The sequence below is a fragment of the Amycolatopsis albispora genome, from assembly GCF_003312875.1.
In the GTDB taxonomy this organism is placed as follows: domain Bacteria; phylum Actinomycetota; class Actinomycetes; order Mycobacteriales; family Pseudonocardiaceae; genus Amycolatopsis; species Amycolatopsis albispora.
This window is the reverse complement of sequence record NZ_CP015163.1, coordinates 4,542,076-4,556,917: the sequence shown is the minus strand read 5'-3', so window position 1 is coordinate 4,556,917 and position 14,842 is coordinate 4,542,076. Positions and strand designations below refer to the sequence as shown.

Annotated in this window: 16 protein-coding genes and 1 tRNA gene; 5 read left to right on the top strand and 12 right to left on the bottom strand. The window is 71.1% G+C overall.

The genetic code is table 11. The features are described 5' to 3' along the window. Positions 1–25 precede the first annotated feature (25 nt). The gene (locus tag A4R43_RS21355) at positions 26–1,027 is read left to right on the top strand and encodes a saccharopine dehydrogenase family protein (RefSeq protein WP_418190835.1); all 1,002 of its coding nucleotides are present in this window, start codon (positions 26–28) and stop codon (positions 1,025–1,027) included. Here the strand turns inward: A4R43_RS21355 and A4R43_RS21350 are convergent. The 7 genes from A4R43_RS21350 to A4R43_RS21320 form a co-directional block, all read right to left on the bottom strand. Beyond that, entirely contained in the window at positions 1,008–1,358 is a 351-nt protein-coding gene (locus A4R43_RS21350) for a hypothetical protein (protein WP_113693956.1), read from the bottom strand. The genes A4R43_RS21355 and A4R43_RS21350 overlap by 20 nt on opposite strands. Before the next feature lie 95 nt (positions 1,359–1,453). Further along, positions 1,454–2,512, bottom strand: a complete 1,059-nt coding sequence (locus A4R43_RS21345) for a hypothetical protein (RefSeq protein WP_162788536.1) — start codon at positions 2,510–2,512, stop codon at positions 1,454–1,456. A gap of 28 nt (positions 2,513–2,540) precedes the next feature. Then, entirely contained in the window at positions 2,541–3,122 is a 582-nt protein-coding gene (locus A4R43_RS21340; RefSeq protein ID WP_113693954.1) for a GNAT family N-acetyltransferase, read from the bottom strand. Between the two features lie 11 nt (positions 3,123–3,133). Beyond that, entirely contained in the window at positions 3,134–4,513 is a 1,380-nt protein-coding gene (locus A4R43_RS21335) for a sensor histidine kinase (RefSeq protein WP_162788535.1), read from the bottom strand. Then, positions 4,510–5,196 (bottom strand): response regulator transcription factor, encoded by a 687-nt coding sequence (locus tag A4R43_RS21330; protein WP_113693953.1) that lies wholly within the window; start codon positions 5,194–5,196, stop codon positions 4,510–4,512. The genes A4R43_RS21335 and A4R43_RS21330 overlap by 4 nt, the downstream gene beginning before the upstream one ends. A 4-nt stretch (positions 5,197–5,200) precedes the next feature. Further along, a complete protein-coding gene (locus A4R43_RS21325; RefSeq protein WP_205215391.1) occupies positions 5,201–5,950 on the bottom strand; it encodes an ABC transporter permease in 750 nt (249 codons plus the stop codon). Continuing rightward, a complete protein-coding gene (locus tag A4R43_RS21320; RefSeq protein ID WP_113697778.1) occupies positions 5,947–6,858 on the bottom strand; it encodes an ABC transporter ATP-binding protein in 912 nt (303 codons plus the stop codon). The genes A4R43_RS21325 and A4R43_RS21320 overlap by 4 nt, the downstream gene beginning before the upstream one ends. Before the next feature lie 151 nt (positions 6,859–7,009). Between A4R43_RS21320 and A4R43_RS21315 the strand changes: the two genes are divergently transcribed. Together A4R43_RS21315 and A4R43_RS21310 are read left to right on the top strand one after the other, a co-directional pair. Next, the gene (locus tag A4R43_RS21315) at positions 7,010–7,831 is read left to right on the top strand and encodes an ATP-grasp domain-containing protein (protein WP_162788847.1); all 822 of its coding nucleotides are present in this window, start codon (positions 7,010–7,012) and stop codon (positions 7,829–7,831) included. A gap of 50 nt (positions 7,832–7,881) precedes the next feature. Further along, positions 7,882–9,012: an SMI1/KNR4 family protein gene (locus A4R43_RS21310; RefSeq protein ID WP_113693950.1), complete on the top strand. Its 1,131-nt coding sequence runs from the start codon at positions 7,882–7,884 to the stop codon at positions 9,010–9,012. Positions 9,013–9,022: 10 nt separating this feature from the next. Here A4R43_RS21310 and aspS read toward each other — a convergent pair whose 3' ends face one another. Continuing rightward, positions 9,023–10,279 (bottom strand): aspartate--tRNA(Asn) ligase, encoded by a 1,257-nt coding sequence (aspS, locus tag A4R43_RS21305; protein ID WP_113693949.1) that lies wholly within the window; start codon positions 10,277–10,279, stop codon positions 9,023–9,025. 180 nt (positions 10,280–10,459) lie between these two features. Further along, positions 10,460–10,533: transfer RNA gene (locus A4R43_RS21300), tRNA-Leu, on the bottom strand. A 107-nt stretch (positions 10,534–10,640) separates the two neighbouring features. On the opposite strand from A4R43_RS21300, the gene A4R43_RS21295 reads away from it, so the two are divergent. After that, positions 10,641–10,862, top strand: a complete 222-nt coding sequence (locus A4R43_RS21295) for a DUF3618 domain-containing protein (protein ID WP_113693948.1) — start codon at positions 10,641–10,643, stop codon at positions 10,860–10,862. Between the two features lie 19 nt (positions 10,863–10,881). On the opposite strand, the gene A4R43_RS44040 is transcribed toward A4R43_RS21295, so the two are convergent. Continuing rightward, positions 10,882–11,349, bottom strand: a complete 468-nt coding sequence (locus A4R43_RS44040; RefSeq protein ID WP_236809173.1) for a hypothetical protein — start codon at positions 11,347–11,349, stop codon at positions 10,882–10,884. 152 nt (positions 11,350–11,501) lie between these two features. Next, a complete protein-coding gene (locus A4R43_RS21285; RefSeq protein WP_113693947.1) occupies positions 11,502–12,113 on the bottom strand; it encodes a TetR/AcrR family transcriptional regulator in 612 nt (203 codons plus the stop codon). 89 nt (positions 12,114–12,202) lie between these two features. Between A4R43_RS21285 and A4R43_RS21280 the strand changes: the two genes are divergently transcribed. Next, positions 12,203–13,684 (top strand): flavin-containing monooxygenase, encoded by a 1,482-nt coding sequence (locus A4R43_RS21280; protein ID WP_113693946.1) that lies wholly within the window; start codon positions 12,203–12,205, stop codon positions 13,682–13,684. Between the two features lie 563 nt (positions 13,685–14,247). On the opposite strand, the gene A4R43_RS21275 is transcribed toward A4R43_RS21280, so the two are convergent. Next, complete coding sequence (locus A4R43_RS21275; protein WP_113693945.1) at positions 14,248–14,721, bottom strand: helix-turn-helix domain-containing protein; 474 nt, start codon at positions 14,719–14,721, stop codon at positions 14,248–14,250. Positions 14,722–14,842 lie beyond the last annotated feature (121 nt).

Sequence of the window (14,842 nt, the reverse complement as noted above, 5' to 3'; positions counted from 1 at the left end):
ACCCGCCGCGGTCAGGATGTCCACTGTGGAGACAACAGTTGTGGTTTTTGGTGCCTACGGGCACACCGGCCGGTTCGTGGTGGCGGAGCTGGCGGCACGCGGGTTCGTGCCGCTGCCGTCCGGCCGCTCGGCGGACAAGCTCGCGGCGGCGTTCCCCGGCCTGGACACCCGGGCCGCCTCGGTGGACGACCCGGCTTCGCTCGACCGGGCGCTGGCCGGTGCCGCGGCGGTGATCAACTGCGCCGGGCCGTTCGCGGTGACCGCCGGGCCGGTGCTCGAAGCGGCGTTGCGTGCCGGGATCCCGTACGTGGACGTGGCCGCCGAGATCGAAGCCAATCTCGACACCTTCGCGCGGCACGCGGATCGCGCTCGTGAGGCGGGCATCGCGGTCGTCCCGGCGATGGCCTTCTACGGCGGCCTCGGTGATCTGCTGGTCACCGCGGCGATGGACGACTGGACGGCCGCCGACGAGGTGCACGTCGCGTACGGGCTGAGCAGCTGGCACCCGACGGCAGGCACCCGCGAGGCGGGCGCGGTCTCCCGCGAACGACGTGGTGGCAAGCGAATCCGTTACGCGGGAGGGAAAATCGAGTACCGCGACGACGCGCTGCCCACCCTCGACTGGGATTTTCCGGAACCACTGGGCACCCGGCCCGTGCTCGGCGAGTTCAGCATGGCCGACATCGTCACCGTGCCGAGCCACCTGCCGGTCCGGGAAGTGCGCACCTACATGACCACCAACGCTGCGGCGGATCTGTCCACTTCGGACTCGGCGCCACCGGCGGACGGGCCGTCCGACCAGACCTTCGTCGTCGACGTCCTCGTGCGCTACGGCGGCGACGAACGCCGCGTTTCCGTGAGCGGACAGGACATCTACGCGGTCAGCGCCCCACTCGCCGTGGAAGCCGTGCAGCGAATCCTCAATGGACAGACGAGGGCGGTCGGCGTGGCTTCGGCCGGGAAGATGTTCGACGCGCCCGATTTCCTGGACGCCCTGTCCGGAGTGCTCAAGTCAGCCGGACGGTGACGGCGACGCGGCCCTTCGCGTCCCGTCGGGCGGTCGCGTGCCCGGAGCGGTCCACGCCGTCGAGTTCCACGGTGATCGGCCCGCCCTCGCCGGTGAAGTTGCGCCACCAGTTCTTCGCGTCCGGCATTCGCACGCCGATCACCACCACGTCGCCGCGCTGCTGGTAACCGACCGGAATGGTGAACTTCCGACCAGACCGGCGGCCGGTGTAGGTGACCAGCGTCAGGTGCCGGCGCACCAGCGGCCCGAACCGCCGGGACGAGCGCAGCGCCAGCATGCGGGCGTTGAAGCCCCGTACCGCTCGTTCCGCCACCGCTCCGCCACGCCGCATGGGTGCCCTCCCTGGTTCGCCCTTCCGCCGCCACGCTACCCAGGCGACCGGCGGCGGGCGGCGAAGTGAGAGGCCGGGCGTGCGATTTGCCTCGGTCAGCGGGCCGGTTCGGCCAGCGGGCGCAGCCGGTCGCCGAACGCCCGGTGGTCGAGGCCGAGGGTCAGCGTCCGGTGGTAGTCGTCGAGCTGGCTCAGGCAGTTCCGGTCGTCGCCCACGGTTCCGGGCAGGGTGAACTCCTCGACCACCGAGCCGTCGCGGGCCTGCCGCACGGTGACGTGGTAGTTCGCCTCGAACAGGTCGAAGTCCATCGGGGAACTGGTCGGGCTGGCCAGCGAGGCCGAGTAGTGGCAGGTGAGATCGCGGCCGGTGTCGGTGGTGGGTTCGACCCGGACACACGCGACCAGCTGCGTGTTCGCGTGCTCGGGAGTGCTCTCGTCGTGGATCTCGTGCGGGGACCAGTCCTCGTCGAGAACGACGTCGTCGTAGCGGAAATCGCGGCTTTCGGCATGGGCGATCACCGCGACCAGGTGCGGGCCGGGCCCGGCGAACGGCGGCGCGTCCGGATTGAACACCACGCGCTTGGGCGAGGTGCAGACCGCGGCGTCCTCGGTGCCGACGGCCTTCCTGGGCCATCGCGGCGTCGACGGTGGCGGCAGCTGTCCCGTGACAGGCCCGCCGGGACGGTCGGCCGGCCACGAGCACGGACCGGTCGCGCGGAGGGTGAGCCGCGGGCTTTCCCAGTCCCAGTGCACCTCCAGCCGCGCGCCCTCGTTGCTCACCCCGCTGACCGCCTGACCGCCCGCTTCGCGGCCGCGGTCCTCGTATTCGGACAGGTCGGCACCCGCCAGCCAGGAGGTCAGGTCCTCGAAGTACTTGCGCACCCGCGCACCCGCTTCGACCGTGCGCTCCGCACGCGGGACCACACCCCAGCTGACCTCCTTTTCGGCGCACGGGGCCTGGCTACGCGTGATCGGTGACGCCTGCGCGCCGGCCTCCAGGGTCTGATCCGCCATGCTGGTCAGGTACTCGTCGAGCCGCTGGGCGATCTCCGGCGCGGCCACCGGCGGCGGCGTCTTGCCCTCGTCCGGATCCGGCTCGGCGCAGGCGGTCAGCACGAGCAGACCGGTCAGCAGCACGGCGCCGATGGCTTTCACCCGGTCCATTGTGCCGCGCCGGAGCCGCTCAGCAGCCGCGGCGCATCGCCCAGGTCTTCGGGCCGCCGCGTGGCAGCTCGACCTCACCCACCACCTCGAACCCGAGCTTGCGGTACAGCTCGACGTTGCGTTCGGTCGAGGTCTCCAGGTACGCCTGCACGCCGTCGGCTTCCGCGGCGTCGAGACCCGGCTGGATCACCGCACGCCCCAGCCCGCGGCCCTGGTTGCCCGGCCGGACGCCGACCGTGCCCAGGAACCACGCGGGTCCCGTCGGCCGGAACGGGGCCAGCGCGGCTTCGGACTCGGCCGCGATTTCCGCGCGGTCACCGGCGAGCTCGGCGAGTTCGGGTGCCACGTCGGCGAACACCCGGCCGAGATCGGCCGCGTCCGGGGTGGTCCACGCGGCGACGGCTTCGGCGTGGTCGCTCACCCACACGCGGCCGTGGGGCAGGCCGATCCGGGTGAGGAACAGCCGCTGCGAGCGGGCCAGGCGCCCGGCGTGGTCGTCGGCGGCGATGGTGTGCCTGGTGAACGGGTAGTCGGCGAAGGCCATGGACAGGGTGGTGACCGCGGCGTCCACATCGGCGGCGGTGGCAGGGCGAATGATCATCGCTTTCCAGCTTAGCCAGCGGACGGGAGCACGACCCGGAACGTCGCGCCCGCGCCGGGTTCGGTGATCACGGTGACCGTGCCGTCGTGCGCGGTTACCAGCGACCAGACGATGGCCAGGCCCAGGCCCGCGCCGCCGCCGTGGTCGCGGGCCCGCGAGGTGTCCGCGCGGTAGAACCGGTCGAACACCAGCGACACCTGGTCCGGGGACAGGCCCGGACCGCTGTCCGCCAGCTCCAGCACGGACTTGCCGTGCTCGGTGCCGACGCCGATGCGCACCGCGGAACCCGGCGGCGTGTGGGCCACGGCGTTGCCCACCAGGTTGCTCACCACCTGCCGCAACCGCGCTTCGTCGCCGAGCACCGGCGCCGGGGCGGGATCCGGGGTGTCGCCGAGCCCGGTGAGCGTGACCTCACGAGCCGGGTCCAGCGCGCGGAGGTCGTGCCACGCGTCGGCGGCCAGCGAGCGCAGGTCCATCGGCGCCCGCCGCAGCCGCAGGCCGCCTTCGTCCAGCTGCGCGAGCAGCAGCAGGTCGTCCACCAGGCCGGTCAGCCGGGTCGACTCGCGTTCGATGCGGTCCATGGTGGCGTCGATTTCGCTGCCGCCCATGCGGTACAGCTGGATGAAGCCGCTGATGCCCGCCAGCGGCGTGCGCAGTTCGTGGCTGGCGTCGGCGACAAAGGTCCGCAGCCGTTCCTCGGACCGCGTGCGCGCGGCGACCGCGGCCTCGATCTGCGCGAGCATGCCGTTCAGCGCGGTGGTCAGCCTGCCCACTTCGGTGGCTTCGGCGGCGGTGAACGGAACGCGCCGCGACAGGTCGCCGCCCGCGATGGCGGCGGCGGTTTCCTCGATCCGGCGCAGCGGGCGCAGTCCGGCCCGCACCCAGAACCAGCCCGCCGTCGCCAGCACCACCAGCAGTCCCGCGCCGACCAGCACGCAGACCAGCCGCACCCGCGCCACCGTTTCGTCCACTTGGGACAGTGCACCGGCGACCACCACGCTGCCGCCGTCGCGGGCGGGCAGGGCCAGCACCCGCCAGCCGGGCACCTCGAACACCGTGCCGTCGCGCGCGAGCACCGCGGCTCGGTCGAGCGGGGGCAGTTCGGGTGCGTCGGGCCCGCGCAACGCCAGCGACGACTGCCCGTCCGGGGTCAGGTAGGCGAGGTACAGCTCGTCGGGTCCGTCGCGGGTGGTGGCGCCCGCCAGGTTCGCGACCGTGGCCCGCGGCAACGCGGCCAGCACCCCGGCGGCCACCGTCACCTGCAGATCAACCCGCTCCACCAGCGGTTTCCGCAACGTCACCAGCACCACGACGCTGCTGGTGACCATGCCCGCCACCAGCAGCGCCATCGTGATCAGCACCAGGCGCGCCCGCAGCGACAGCCGCTTCACCGCGGTGCCCGCAGCACGTACCCGACGCCGCGCACGGTGTGGATCAGCTTCGGTTCGCGGTTGTCCACCTTGCGCCGCAGGTAGCTGATGTAGGACTCGACGATGCTGGCGTCACCGCCGAAGTCGTACCGCCACACGTGGTGCAGGATCTGCTCGCGCGTCAGCACCCGATCGGTGTTCTCCAGCAGGAACCGCAACAGGGTGAACTCGGTGGGGGACAGCGGAACGGGCTCGCCGCTCCGGGTGACCAGCCGCGCCACCGGGTCCAGTTCGAGATCGCCGGCGGTCAGCACTTCACGCGGGGAACCGTTGGTGCGCCGCAGGATCGCGCGGATGCGGGCGATCAGCTCCTCCAGCCGGAACGGCTTGGTGACGTAGTCGTCGCCGCCCGCGGTCAGCCCGGCGACCTTGTCCTCACCGGCGTCACGGGCGGTCAGGAACAACACCGGCACGTCCCGGCCGGGTGCCGCGCCGACGCGAAGTCGGCGCAGCACCTCGAAGCCGTCCACGTCCGGCAGCATCACGTCCAGGACCACCAGATCGGGTGACCGTTCGGCGGCGATCCGCAGCGCCTCGACCCCGCTCGCGGTGGCGGACACCGCGAACCCGGCGAACCGGAGGCTCGCCGCGAGCAGTTCGCGCAGCGTCGGGTCGTCCTCCACCACGAGCAGGTCGGCCGTCATCGCTTCACACGTCCCTCGTGCGCAGCACGGTGTACCCGGCGGCGCCGATCACCGCCACGAAGCCGCACAGGAGCGCGAAACCGGTCCACGGCGACAGCATGCCAGCCACCGGCAGCACGTTCACGATCTTCTCCCCGGCGGCCGTCGGCCAGAAGCGGTCCATCCAGCCGCTCCACGGTTCGGGCAGCATCTGCGCCACCAGCCGGATGAGCAGGGTGGCCGAGACGAGCACGCCGATCGCGCCGGCGGTCGAGCGCAGCACGGCGCCCAGCCCGAGGCCGAGCAGGCCGACCGCAGTGAGGTAGAGCCCGCTGCCGAGCACCGCCCGCAGTACTTCGGGCTGCCCGAGCGTGGCGTGGGGGACGCCGGCGGCGGCGATCATCGCCTGCCCGGCGAAGAACGACGCGAAGCCGATCACCTGGCTCAGCACCAACGCGACCCCGCCGAACACGACGGCTTTCGCGGCCAGAAGCCTGCCGCGGGCCGGGACCGCGACCACGCTCGGCTGGATCGTGCCGGTGGCGTACTCGGAGGTGACCACCAGCACGCCCAGTACGCCGATCGCCAGCTGCGCCATGATGATGCTGGTCAGGCTGGTCGCAGTGGGGTCCCAGTCGACGGGGTCGTAGGCGTTCGCCTTCGCGGAGGAGGCCAGTGTGCTGACGCCGACGCCGAGCAGCACGGTCACCGCGGCGGTCAGCCAGGTCGAGCGGAGGCTGCGGAACTTGGTCCATTCGGAACGGAGGAGGTTCACGCGCGCACCCCGTATTCGACGGAATCGTGGGTCAGGGCCATGAAAACGTCCTCCAGCGAGCCGCGGCTCGGGGTCAGCTCGGACAACGCGATGCCCTCCGCGGCGGCGAGCCTGCCGAGGTCGGCGGCGGTCCGGTCGAGGACCAGCAGCGCGTCGTCCCGGAGTTCGAAGGTGGCGCCGGTGCGGCGGAGCAGGCGGGCCATGCGGTCGGTTTCGTCGGTGCGCACGAGCACGGTTTCCTCGCTGTGCAGGCGGAGGAAGTCGTCGATACCGGTGTCCGCGATGAGCTGACCGCGGCCGAGCACGAGCAGGTGTTGCGCGGTGAGCGCCATCTCGCTCATCAGGTGGCTGGAGACCAGTACCGTGCGCCCCTCGGCGGCGAGTTCACGCATGAGGCCGCGGATCCAGCGGATGCCTTCGGGGTCGAGGCCGTTGACCGGTTCGTCGAACATCAGCACCGGCGGGTCGCCGAGCAGCGCGCCCGCGATGCCGAGGCGCTGGCTCATGCCGAGGGAGAAGGTGCCCGCGCGCTTGCCCGCGACGTCGGAGAGGCCGACGAGCCCGAGCACCTCGTCGACGCGGGCGCGGCCGATGCCCGCGGTCTGGGCGAGGGCGAGCAGGTGATGGGCGGCGGTGCGCCCGGGATGCACGGCGCGCGCGTCGAGCAGGGCGCCGACCGTGTGCAGCGGGTGGAGGAGTTCGGCGTAGGGGCGGCCGTGCACGGTGACCGTGCCCGAGGTGGGCGCGTCCAGCCCGAGCACGAGCCGCATGGTGGTGGACTTGCCGGCGCCGTTGGGGCCGAGGAAGCCGGTCACGCGGCCGGGTTGAATGGTGAAGGTGAGCTCGTCGACGGCGAGCCGGTCGCCGTAGCGCTTGGTGAGGCCGCGGGCCTCGATGGTGTCGGTCATGGTGGCGAGCGTCGCCACGCCAGGTGACGACGGGCTGGGAACCGGGGTGCCGTCCAGGGCGAACCAGCCCCGATTCCCAGGAAACTCCCAGGAACGCCGATGGCAAAACCCATGGAGGTTCCAGGCGAGGCCGGGCATCATGCCTCGGGTGATGTTGCTGGTCCCAGCGGACGTACTGCGTCCCCGTCGCCCCGATGCCCACTTCGCGGACGAGGCCACCGCCGCCCGGGAGGCCGGGCTGGACGTCGCGCTGGTCGATCACGATGCGCTGGCCCGGCCTGGTGGGGCCGACGAGGCCGTGCGGCGGGTTCACGGTGAGGGGCAGGCGGTTTACCGCGGCTGGATGGTGAGCAGCCAGCGGTACGCCGAATTCGACGCGGCGCTGCGAAGGCGCGGCGTGGTGCTGCGGACGACGGCCGAGCAGTACCGGCGTGCCCACGAACTCCCCGGCTGGTACGCCGATCTGGCCTCGGTCACGCCGTCGGCGGTCTGGACGGAGGGCGCGGATCGGGCGGCGTTCGCGCGGGCATGCGGTGAACTCGGTTCCGGGCCGGCTGTCCTGCGCGACTACACAAAATCCCTGAAGCACCACTGGCACGAAGCCGCGTTCATCCCCGACGTCGCCGACACGGCCGCGGCTTGGTCGGTGGCCAGCCGATTCCTGGAACTGCGTGGCTCCGACTTCGCCGGTGGCTTTGTGCTGCGCCGGTTCGAGCGCTTTGTTTCCGCGGAAGTGCGCACGTGGTGGATCGACGGCGTTCGCCGGGTCACCGGGCCGCATCCGGATACGCCGGACGACCTGCCCGACGCCGACCTCACCGCCGCCGAAGCGGTGCTCCGCGGGCTCGGACTGCCGTTTGTCACCGCGGATTTCGCCTTGCGGGAGGACGGGGTGTGGCGGCTGATCGAGCTGGGGGACGGCCAGGTGAGCGACCGGCCGCGCACTGTCTCACCTGAGGCGCTGCTGCCCTAGGAATCCTCCGGCGGTGCCGTTGCGCACGCGACCGCTGCCATAGTGGGCGCATGGAGTGGCGGCCGTGGTTGTCCAGGTGGAGTGAGGAATGGGTGCGCAGCGCGGAGCCCGGTGAGCTGGAGCCGGAAGTCGCGCGTGCTCGGTGGCTGGGGTTCGCGCCCGCGACCGAGGACGCCGTGGCGGCCGCCGAGGTGCGGCTCGGGTGCCGGTTTCCGCCGTCGTACCGGGAATTCCTGTTGACCACGGATGGCTGGCGGCAGGCCGGTCAGTTCGTCTGGAAGCTGCGTGACACCGGCAATCTCGGCTGGCTCCGCGACATCGAGCCGTTCTGGGCCGAGTGGGAGGACCAGACCGACAACCCCGGACCGGCCGACGACAACCGGTTCAGCCGTGGGCTGCTGATCTCGCTGGAAGCCGACGCGGGCATTCTTTTCCTCGACCCGGGCGACGTGAACGAAGCCGGGGAATGGGCCGCGTACAGCCTTTTCTCGTGGCGCGCCGCGCCGCCGTCGCGCTTCGAGTCGTTCGCCGAGTTGATGGAGGTCCTGTACGCCGAGTTCCACCGGATGCGCCAGCCGCCAGGCGAAACGCGTGACCACTGGGACGCCGAGGTCGAGCGCGCCCGGCTCGATGCGCTCGCCGGGAACCTCGACGAAGCCGGTGCGGCACTGGCGAAAGCCGAAGAGTTCGGCCGGACCAGGGCCACCGTGCTGCGTGCCCAACTGCTGTTGTTCACGCAGCAGTACGAAGCCGCGACGCTGGTGAGCAGGCTGCTGCACCCGGCCTTCCTGCCGGAAGGCTTCCTCGGCGACCCGCTGTTCACCGAGGAGTTCCTGCCGTGGCTGTTCCGGGAGCACGAGCAGACGACCATGCCGTGGCGCAACTCGATCCTGAAGTCGGCCCTGATCGGCGACCGGCCGGAGATCCACCGCCTGTTCGATCGCCAGGCGCACCAGCCGGATTTTGGCAACCCCGAATTCGACACGCTCGTCCGGCACGCCCTCGACACCCACGCCGACGACCCGGATGCCTTGTGGGCAGCCGTTTCCGCCGCACTACCGCGGTGGCGTCCGCGCACCGCCGACCACGTCGCGCCGGTCGTCCTGCTGGCACACCCGATCTTCGCGGCCACCCTCACCCCGGAGCGTGGCCGCACCCTGCTGACCCAGCCGCGTTCCTGACCGGCGCGGGTCAGGGGCTGAGGCGGTGCAGGTCGCGTGGGAACAGGGTGGCTTCCCGGACGTTGGCCAGCCCCAGCAGGCGCGCCGTCCAGCGTTCCAGGCCGATGGCGAAGCCGCCGTGCGGTGGCATGCCGTGGGCGAAGGCCGCCAGGTAACCCTCGAACGGCGCCGGGTCGATGCCGTGCGCGGCGAGCGCGGTGAGGTAGTCGGTGTGCCGGTGGAGGCGCTGCCCGCCGGTGACCAGTTCCAGCCCGCGGAAGAGCAGGTCGAAACTGCGGGAGTAGCCGGGCCGCGCGGGGTCCGGGTGCGTGTAGAACGGGCGCTTCGCCATCGGATACCCGGTGACGAAGAGGAATTCCGAGCCGTGCGTGCGCCGCGCCCAGTCGGAGAGCTGCCGCTCGTCGGCGGGCGCGAGGTCCGGTTCGCCCGGCTGGTGCCCGAGCAGGGCTTGCGCGTCGGCGAAGTGGATGGCCGGGATTTCCGCGGGCACCACCGGGAGTTCCACGTCCGCACCGCGCTCGGCGATCGCCGCGACCATGCCCGCCAGCACGTCGCGCAGCACCGCCATCACGTCGTGGTGGTCGCCGACGAAGCCGAGTTCCGCGTCCAGGCTGGTGTACTGGGCGAGGTGGCGGGCGGTGTCGTGCGGCTCGGCGCGGAACACCGGGCCGACCTCGTGGACGCGCTCGAACACGCCGACCATGGCCTGCTTGAACAACTGCGGTGACTGCGCCAGGTAGGCGGGACGGCCGAAGTAGTCGACGGCGAACACGTTCGCGCCGGATTCGGTGGCCGCGCCGACCAGCTTCGGTGTGTGGATCTCGGTGAACCCGGCCCGGTCCAGCACCGACCGGAAGCCGGCCACGCTCGCCGCCGCGACCTCGAACCGGGCGCGCAACCGCGGATGCCGCAGCGCGACCGGTGCGTGGTCGAGGATCGTGGGCAGGCTCGCGGTGAGCGTCGGCCGGTGGAGGTCGAACGGCGGCGCGGCGGCCGGTTCGCTCAGCACGGTGATCTCCGGCTCGGTGAGTTCCACGCCGCCGGGGGCCTGCGGGCTGGCGGTGACCAGGCCGCGCACCTCGACCACGGTTTCCTCGGGGAGCCGGGTGTGTTCCGGCGGCAGAACCACCTGCGCCAGCCCGGACCGGTCCCGCACCACCAGGAAGGTGACCGACTTCAGGCGCCGCTCGCGGTGCACCCAGCCGCCGATCCGCACGGCACGCCCGGCGTGCCGGGGCAGTGCGCCGGCCAGCACCCGAGCGGTCATGTCACTCCAAAATGGACGATCTACGCCTGGTCATCAGGCAGCCAGCGTAAGCAACGGGCGGCCACGCCTGCCAGCGAATAACGCGGCACGCAGACGGGCAGGGGCGCTCGCCTGGCACGGAGGGAGAACCAGAGCGCGGGCGAGTGCGAGGACCACGGCCCGTCCGCGTGGGGGATCGAGTGGGCCCGGTGAGACTCGAACTCACACTGGCACGGACCTAAACCGTGTGCCTCTGCCAATTGGGCTACGGGCCCCGCTCGCCACGGGAGCTTATCGCCGCGGCCGGTGGGTCGGCTCGGCGGGCGCACACCCGGTGATCTAACGTTGGGGCCTGCGACAGGCTGCCTGGCGAGGAGGACCCGTGGCGCGCGACCCGGACACCATTGAGCGTGAGATCGAGAAGGCCAGGGACGCGCTCGCGTCCACCCTGGACGAGCTCAGCGTCAAGGCCAACCCCAAGCGGCTCGCGGACTCCGCGAAGACCAGCGTGCTCGCCAAGCTGAGCGAGCCCAAGATCAAGTACCCGCTGATCGGCGCCGGTGTGCTGATCGGTGCGCTGCTGCTGCGGAAGCTGGTCCGCTAGCCCTTCGGACCGCTGGCCTTCACGCGCTGGCGACCGGCTTCGTCGCTTCCACGGCGTCGCCGGTCTCCTTGCGCTGGGCGCCGATGGCGTTGCCGAGCTCGGTGAACACGCCGCCGTCTTCGGCGTCGATCGCCTCCTGCAGCTCGGTTTTGCCGGACTCCGCGTCGCCGTCCTCGTCCTGCTCCTCTTCGGCGGACTCGGCTTCGGCCTCCCCGGTGGCTTCGGTGGCTGCCTCGTCCGCGGCCTCCTCCGGCCGGGTCAGGCGAGCGCTCATGTAGGCGTGCGTGAACTCCAGCGCACTGCCGTTGAGCAGGTGCACCACGGTGGCCTTGGCCCCACCGGCGAGCTTCTCCGCCAGCTGGTCGGCCTGGTCACGCGCGGCGATGATGCCGGGTGCCTTGCCGGTCAGCGTTTCACCTGGACCGGTGACGGTGACCGTCCAGTCGTCGTTCTCCGGCGTGTACGTCGCCGTGATGGTCGCCGCCATCTGCCCCACCCCTCTCGTGCAGCTGACACCCTGGTCGGGGAAAGCTGGTGCCGAGGCATTGTAGATCCGCCTGCGCTTCTATCGATACCGCACGAGCGACGCTGTGTCACAACTAACCGGGAAAAAGCTACTTTGGGTAGTTGGTTGATGGCTCAAGTGATAGCACGATCGTGTAAACCGCCCCACAAAAGGTCCATCGCGTACCCGGTAGCCATCTCTGGGGTGATTTTGTCGTGGCGTTCACACCAGATCGCCAGCCGTTCGCAGGCACCCACGACAAATTCGGCTGAAGCTTCCACCTGCAGGGGTGAGTCGGCGTCGAAGTAGCCAGCCATCAGGGTGGCGATCAGGTCGGTCTGCTGACGCCGCGTGGCCTCGATGCCCTCGGCGGCGGGTGTGCCGATCAGCGCCATCTCGTGCCGCAGCAGTGACCACGACTGCCGCCGGTCGCGGATGAACGTGAAGAAGGCGAGCAGGCCGCGGCGCAGCGCGTCTTCGGCGTCGGCGGCCTTGGCGACCGCCTCCTCGGTGGCCACGCGCAGCTCGGCCCGCGCCTGCCCGATGCACGCCAGCAGCAGGCCTTCCTTCGAGTTGAAGTACTCGTAGAGCATCGGTTTCGAGACGCCGACGCGTTCGGCGATGTCGTCCATCGACGCGGCCACGTACCCGCGTTCGGCGAAGACCGCCTCGGCCACTTCCACCATCTGGCGCTCGCGCTCGGCGCGGGGCATGCGCTTGCGGCGCGGGGCCTGCTCGGCTGTCATGCGGCCCACTCTACCGACCATCTACCGCCGGTAACCTACTCCGAGTAAGATGGACTCCGGGTAACAGTAAAACGGTGTGGAGGCAGGGCATGAACCAGCGCGACGAAACCGGTGTGCTGATCATCGGGACCGGCTTCTCGGGCCTCGGGATGGCCGCGAAGCTCCGCAAGCAGGGCAGGACGGACTTCGTCATCCTCGAGAAGGCGGACGAGGTCGGCGGCACCTGGCGTGACAACACCTATCCGGGCTGCGCCTGCGACATCCAGTCGCACATGTACTCGTTCTCCTTCGAGCAGAACCCGTCGTGGTCGCGCGCGTTCTCGCCGCAGCCGGAGATCTGGGCGTACCTGCGCGGGTTCGCCCGCAAATACGACCTCTACTCCTACGTCCGCTTCGGTCAGGAGATGACCGCCGCGCGCTGGGACGCCGACGAGCAGCGCTGGCACGTCACCACCGCGGCCGGCGACGAGTTCGTCGCGCGGTTCCTGGTGGCCGGGGTCGGCGCGCTGCACCTCCCGCAGATCCCGGACCTGCCCGGCATCGAGAAGTTCGAGGGACGCGCGTTCCACTCCGCGCAGTGGGACCACGACTACGACCTGCGCGGCAAGCGCGTCGCGGTGGTCGGCACCGGGGCCAGCGCGGTCCAGTTCGTGCCGAAGATCGCCGAGGAAACCGCGGCCGTGCACCTGTTCCAGCGGACCCCGCCGTGGATCATGCCCAAGCCGGACCACGAGATGCCGGACTGGATGAAAACCCTGTTCGCGCGCGTGCCGGGCGCGCAGCGGCTCTACCGCAGCCTGCTGTACTGGATGCTCGAGGTGCGCGCGGTCGGGTTCAACGGCCGTCCGTGGCTGATGAAGCTCGCGCAGCAGCTGGCGAAGGCGCAGATCAAGAAGGCGATCAAGGACCCGGAGCTGCGGCGGAAGGTCACCCCGGACTACACGCTCGGCTGCAAGCGGGTGCTCATCTCCAACGACTACTACCCGGCGCTCGCGCGTGACGACGTCGAGGTGGTCACCGACGGCATCGCCGAGGTCAAGGCGCACAGCGTGGTCGACACGGCGGGGGTGGAGCGCGAGATCGACGCGATCATCTACGGCACCGGGTTCCACGTCACCGACGCCTTCGACTACCTGGAGATCACCGGCGTCGACGGGCGCAGGCTGAACAAGGAATGGGCCGCCGACGGCATGCGGACCCATCTCGGCATCACCGTTTCCGGCTACCCGAACCTGTTCTTCCTGCTCGGGCCGAACACCGGGCTGGGGCACAACTCGGTGGTGTTCATGATCGAGTCGCAGACCGAGTACATCAGCGACGCGATCCGGCTGGTGGAGCGGACGGGCTCGGGCTCGATCGAGCCGCGGCAGGTGGTGCAGGAGCGGTTCAACGCCGAGATCCAGGGGCAGCTGGAGCGCGGGATCTGGACGCAGGGCGGCTGCCGCAGCTGGTACCTGGACGCGCAGGGGGTGAACCGGACCATCTGGCCGGGCTTCACCTGGCGGTACTGGCTGCGCACCCGGCGCGTGAACCCGGCGGACTTCCAGCTGGTCGGACAGGCGCGGGGGTAGGCCGGGGTCCGTGCAATGAATGTGGCTTTCATAGCGTCAGGCGCTATGAACGTGGCTTTCATTGCACGCCGAGGGGGTGGCGCCCCGGGCCGAGGGAGGACGGCCCGGGACGCCGGTGGCGCGACCCCCAACGGGGGCGGTGCTGGGGGCGCGCACGTCTTCGGGAGCGGCGGTCTTGGCGGCGGCGGTCTTGCTGGCGGACGTCTTGGCGGGCGGACTCTGGACGGGCGGTGTCTGGGCGGGCGGACTCTGGGCGGGCGGACTCTGGGCGGGCGGAGTTTGGGCGGGCCGGTGTCTGGGCAGCGGCAGCTTTGGCGGCGGGTGGCTGGCGGCGGAGCTGGACACGAATGCGGCTTTGGGGGCGAAATCCGCCCCGAAAGCCACATTCGTGTCCGAGGGGTCGGGGCCCGCGGGGCGGGTTGGGGGCGGTCGGCGGCGGCTGCCCGGTGGTCGCCGTCGGCTGGGGCGACGCCGCGGGTGGCGGCGCCAGCCGGGGGTCGTGGTCGGCGGGGGTGGCGTCCGCAGGCGGTCAGGATCGGCTGCGGCAGCGCCCGCGCGTCGGGTCAGCCGGCGGGTGGGGTGGAAAGGGTGCGCAGGCGGCCCACCAGGTCCGCCGGGCCCAGGCCGCACAGGGCGGCCAGTTGCTTGATCGCCGCCTCGTCGAGCTGGATTTCCCGCGCCGAGTTGCCGTGGTTCAGCCTGCCCTCCGCCCACCGGCGCAGCGGCAGCAGCTCGGGCTGCGTGTCGGCGACCACCTGCCGCAGGTCCAGCCGCACCCGGCCGGGCTCGTCGGTGAACACCCGCCGGTGCACTCTGGCCAGCAGGTCCTGCGGCAGTTCGTCCATCGTCAGGCACAGCTCGACCAGCCGCACCACCGAGCACTGGCGGGTACCGAGTTCATAAGTGGCGAGCGTCTGCAGCGAGATGTCGCTCTGCAGGTGCTGGTTCAGCTCCTTGCGCGTCCAGCCGCGCCGTCGACGGAGCTTGCGAAGCTCTTCACCGAGGACCCGCTGATAGATGTCTCCGTCGATCCTCACTCCGCGTCCCCTGCCTCGACCGCGCGTCTGTCCGCACTCCGGCGCCGACGCCCCCGTTGGAATGCGCGCTGTGTTCACGGTTATGTAAGTCGGCAGGAACGCTTCTCTTACGTGATTTCGG

Excerpts from the sequence above, each read along its gene's own strand:
- A4R43_RS21350 (WP_113693956.1), bottom strand. The coding sequence starts at position 1,358 with ATGCGGCGTGGCGGAGCGGTGGCGGAACGAGCGGTACGGGGCTTCAAC.
- A4R43_RS21340 (WP_113693954.1), bottom strand. The coding sequence starts at position 3,122 with ATGATCATTCGCCCTGCCACCGCCGCCGATGTGGACGCCGCGGTCACC.
- A4R43_RS21330 (WP_113693953.1), bottom strand. The coding sequence starts at position 5,196 with ATGACGGCCGACCTGCTCGTGGTGGAGGACGACCCGACGCTGCGCGAA.
- A4R43_RS21320 (WP_113697778.1), bottom strand. The coding sequence starts at position 6,858 with ATGACCGACACCATCGAGGCCCGCGGCCTCACCAAGCGCTACGGCGAC.
- A4R43_RS21315 (WP_162788847.1), top strand. The coding sequence starts at position 7,010 with ATGTTGCTGGTCCCAGCGGACGTACTGCGTCCCCGTCGCCCCGATGCC.
- A4R43_RS21310 (WP_113693950.1), top strand. The coding sequence starts at position 7,882 with ATGGAGTGGCGGCCGTGGTTGTCCAGGTGGAGTGAGGAATGGGTGCGC.
- aspS (WP_113693949.1), bottom strand. The coding sequence starts at position 10,279 with ATGACCGCTCGGGTGCTGGCCGGCGCACTGCCCCGGCACGCCGGGCGT.
- A4R43_RS44040 (WP_236809173.1), bottom strand. The coding sequence starts at position 11,349 with ATGGCGGCGACCATCACGGCGACGTACACGCCGGAGAACGACGACTGG.
- A4R43_RS21285 (WP_113693947.1), bottom strand. The coding sequence starts at position 12,113 with ATGACAGCCGAGCAGGCCCCGCGCCGCAAGCGCATGCCCCGCGCCGAG.
- A4R43_RS21280 (WP_113693946.1), top strand. The coding sequence starts at position 12,203 with ATGAACCAGCGCGACGAAACCGGTGTGCTGATCATCGGGACCGGCTTC.